This is a genomic window from Pseudomonas guariconensis, assembly GCF_015680235.1.
GTDB lineage: Bacteria > Pseudomonadota > Gammaproteobacteria > Pseudomonadales > Pseudomonadaceae > Aquipseudomonas > Aquipseudomonas guariconensis_A.
Genome location: NZ_JADLJL010000111.1, coordinates 1 through 240, shown reverse-complemented (window position 1 = coordinate 240; position 240 = coordinate 1). Strand labels below are relative to the sequence as shown.

The window sequence follows — 240 nt, the reverse complement described above, 5'->3', positions numbered from 1 at the left end:
GCGTGACGGTGACATCGTGATCGAGTTTTTCGCTGATCCGGATGGTGAAGGTTGGCTGCTGATCTTCAGTCACGTCGCCTTTGCTGACGATAGTAACTTCGAACTTGTCGCCTTCGTTGCCAGCACCTGGCGTACCCGAGCCTGGCTCGTCGGTGACATCAACTTTTACTTCACCTTGGTCCAGGGTCAATTTCTCGAAGTTGTCGCTGCCGGTAACGGTATCGAGCTTGTTGACGATTT

General features: G+C 52.9%; 1 protein-coding gene. It reads right to left on the bottom strand.

Annotated elements, in window-relative coordinates; translation table 11 throughout:
• Window positions 1–240 (bottom strand): hypothetical protein (locus IRZ56_RS23555; RefSeq protein ID WP_196147036.1); only part of this gene is annotated, 240 nt, incomplete at both ends.